The organism is Ilyobacter sp., from assembly GCF_041583315.1.
GTDB lineage: Bacteria > Fusobacteriota > Fusobacteriia > Fusobacteriales > Fusobacteriaceae > Ilyobacter.
Genome location: NZ_JBFHGC010000308.1, coordinates 1 through 3,576, shown reverse-complemented (window position 1 = coordinate 3,576; position 3,576 = coordinate 1). Strand labels below are relative to the sequence as shown.

General features: G+C 30.5%; 4 protein-coding genes. All 4 read left to right on the top strand.

What is annotated here, in order from left to right:
* Positions 1-310: 310 nt before the first annotated feature.
* On the top strand, positions 311-1,678 hold the full coding sequence (locus ABZA26_RS10395) for a diguanylate cyclase domain-containing protein (RefSeq protein ID WP_372714458.1): 1,368 nt from the start codon (positions 311-313) through the stop codon (positions 1,676-1,678).
* A gap of 296 nt (positions 1,679-1,974) precedes the next feature.
* Positions 1,975-2,211, top strand: coding sequence for an SHOCT domain-containing protein (locus tag ABZA26_RS10390; RefSeq protein WP_372714457.1), 237 nt, complete (start codon positions 1,975-1,977; stop codon positions 2,209-2,211).
* Between the two features lie 148 nt (positions 2,212-2,359).
* Positions 2,360-2,968 carry a methyltransferase domain-containing protein gene (locus ABZA26_RS10385; RefSeq protein ID WP_372714456.1) on the top strand — a complete coding sequence of 203 codons (609 nt, stop codon included), beginning with the start codon at positions 2,360-2,362 and terminating at the stop codon, positions 2,966-2,968.
* Between the two features lie 36 nt (positions 2,969-3,004).
* Positions 3,005-3,187, top strand: coding sequence for a hypothetical protein (locus ABZA26_RS10380; RefSeq protein WP_372714455.1), 183 nt, complete (start codon positions 3,005-3,007; stop codon positions 3,185-3,187).
* Positions 3,188-3,576: the final 389 nt, after the last annotated feature.

Here is a 3,576-nt window from a genome sequence, read left to right as displayed (position 1 = left end):
CTGACAGAGCTGAGTAAGGCAACGTTATATAGGATTAAGAGATCAAGGGTATAGAGGACTATTTAATAATCTCCTTTTTTTATAAGGTAATTTACTTTATAACGGCTATATTTTAAGAGAGTAATGTGTTATTATTCTTTTAAACTGTCCTAAAAAAATGATTTTTCATTTGATTAAGGAGGTAAAGCCATTGGCGGAGTAATATTCTAGCTTAGACAGGGGAACTCGGTTCTCTTCCAAGGTTATAGATGGATCTACAGAAAAAATTATTTTATCAGTTATAATATCATTCAAAGGAGGGGAATAGATAATGAAAAACATAAAGGCTATTAATTTTACATTACTATTCATCATTATTATACCCATGTTTATTGTTTATTACTTAAGTAACAGGGAAAACATGTGGAACAATTATTCTTTTCACTATTACTACGTTATTTTAAGTTCCTTAGTAGCTATAGCAGTTAGCGGAGTGGCATTTACAGAATATAAAAAAACAATGTCTAAAAGGATATTTTTAATATCCTTAGGATTTTTAGGAGTAGGAGTACTCTATACTTTTCATGCACTTATTACACCTGGAAAATCACTCTTTATATTTTCAAATATTCAGACTCAAATAAAAGCATTTATTTTTTTTGGAGACTCAAGTAGACTGTGGTTAGCGGTGATGCTTTTTTCTCCAGAAATACTCGAGGGAATAAATACTAAAGAAAATTATAACTTCAGAGTTTTATTTGTAAGTGCAATATTATTTATATTATTTTCAGTTTTTATATCATTATATCCGGAAATACTTCCAGAAAATAAAACAAGTGATGGAAAGGATACCACCTATTCAATTTTATTCAAAGTAGTAACACTAATATTTTTGGGGATAACGGCTTTAAAATATTATTATTCGTATAGAATAAAGCCTGATTTATCAGTTTTATGTTTGTTAGTAGGTATTTTATTAATAATGGAAACAGTTGTGGTATTTATGATTTCTAGACCATGGGGAACGATATGGTGGTTGGCTCATAACTTATTTTTATTCAGTTACATCAGTATAGGAAGCGGTATTTTATATAATTTACTAACCAATAAAAAGATTGAATATTTTGATATTTTAGGAAAGATGGAGGAATATGTTAAAGAATTAAAAATAAAAAATAAAGAGTTAAATAGTTTAGCAAATATTGATCCATTAACAGAGTTACCAAACAGAAATTTTTTCATGAGTTCACTGGAAAATCAAATTTCTAAATCAAAGAAAGTAAATGATACATTTGCTGTATTTTTTATGGATTTAGATGGCTTTAAAAAAATTAATGATACTTATGGCCATGATACAGGAGATAATGTACTCAGGTTGGCTGCTAAAAGAATAAGGAGTTCTGTAAAACAAGAAGATATAGTTGCAAGATTTGGAGGAGATGAATTTGTTACTATAGTTAAAAATATAGATAGTGCCCAAGCAAGCAATGTTGCAGGCAGGATACTAAGTTCATTTAATGATTCTATGAATATAAATGGAAATATATATGATTTAAGTGTTAGCATAGGAATATCCTTATTTCCTTACGATGGCACTAACATCAACGAGTTAATTAGTAAAAGTGATAAGGCAATGTATCAAGTTAAAAATAAATCTAAAAATGATTATATGTTTTATAGTAAGCCAGTTTTAGTTTAATGAAGAGATACTAAAATTTGATTTAATTTTAAGGTTTAAAGTTTAGGGAAATTAAAAGTAGGGGATTTTTGGAAAACTAAAAGTAAACTGGATGCCCTGACAAAAGAACAGGAACGTCACATAGATGCCTGGTTAAATAAAAGTATTAAACTTTCTGATTGTATCAAGCTGACGGAGTTGATCAGAGCCACATTATACAAAATAAAGAATGCCCGAGTATGAAGGTTTTTAGATAGACTTGTAGTATGTACTTTTATTGAAAGAAACTGCGAAAATTTAGAAAAGGAGGAATAATTGTGAGATCTGATTTTTTCTGGATGGGTGGGATGTTGATATTTCCTATGATGATGTTTGGAATAATGCTTATAGTAATGATTTTTATTTTATTTTCTATTTTTGGTAAAAATGGTACTTTCCCTTGTAGTAAGTTTAAAAAAGATCATTCACCTTTAGATATTGTAAAGGAACGATATGCCAAGGGTGAGATAACAAGGGATGAATTTGAAAGAATGAAAAAGGAACTCTCAGACTAATATTTTAAAAAGACTGGTGAGCTTGTAAAAATAATTGAAAATTTTATATCTAATATGATGAAAGAAAATAAGAAAAGATAGCAGAAATATAACGATTAACTTTTAGGGAAAAGAACCAAAATAAAATTTAGTGTAAAGGAAGGTAGATATGGGAACTCTTTTTACAGTAGACGATAAGGTTCAAATTAAAAAAGATATTGAAAACAAATATCGGAAGGTTGCCACAACTCCTAAGGGTCAGTTTAGGTATCCCACAGGGAGAGAAGCCCTTGAAACACTGAGATATGATTCTACGATACTTGGAACGCTTCCTGAGGAAGTTGTTGATTCCTACTGCGGTACAGGCAACCCTTTTTCCATTGGAAAGATAGAAGCAGGAGAAATAATTCTTGATTTTGGATGTGGAGCAGGTATAGATACCATCTTCGCTGCAAAAATGACAGGAGATAAAGGTAAGGTAATAGGTATCGATATTGTTCCTGATATGCTAAACAGAGCCAAAGATAACAAAGACAATTTAGGTATTACTAATATAGAGCTAAAGTTATCTAAAGGAGAGTTGCTGGAGTTTACAAGCGAATATTTCGATACAATTATATCCAACAGTGTAATAAATCTAATTCCTGAAAAGGAAATCGTACTTAATGAGTTTTACAGGTGTTTAAAACCAGGAGGAAAGTTATTGCTGGTAGATCAACTATTTATAGGAGAAGAAATCAAAGAACACACTGCTAGAGTCAAAAGCTGGTTCCAATGAGAGGGAGGAGCTGTCCCAGAAAAGGTTTTTCTGGAAATGTTAAAAGATGCAGGGTTTATTTATTTAAAGGCAGAGGGTAAAACTGGATTTAACAGTTCTCCTCGAACTATGGGGACTTTAATTAGTGCAGAAAAGCCATCGACTTCAGAGTGTTGTAAGCCGAAGGGTTCAAAAATTAATAAGGAAGTCACCACTGAAAATAAAAAGAATATAAAGTAGAAGAATTTTTGTAGTAAGCTTATGATCTAGGTTGTGAGGCGGTTAAAACTGTAAGACACAACAAAGTGAGTATTCTAAATTTAATATAACCTTTCCAGTCATTAGAAGTAAAATCTATTGATTAGGGAGGTTTTTTTATGAGTAGAAAAATAAATGGTGTTAATCCTTTAGTTAAGAAAATTTTTAAAAATGTTGGTAAAAGTTGAGCCTAAAAATAGATAAGTATTTAATTTAAAAAGGTGACCCAGCTGGATCACCTATAAATAGCTAGGAATATAATTTACACGGAATTTGGCCCAAATTATATGTATTCCTCTAATAGTGAGAATTTTTTATGCTTCTGTTTAAGATCCTCTATATCCAACTGAATGTACCTCCTAGTAGTAAGG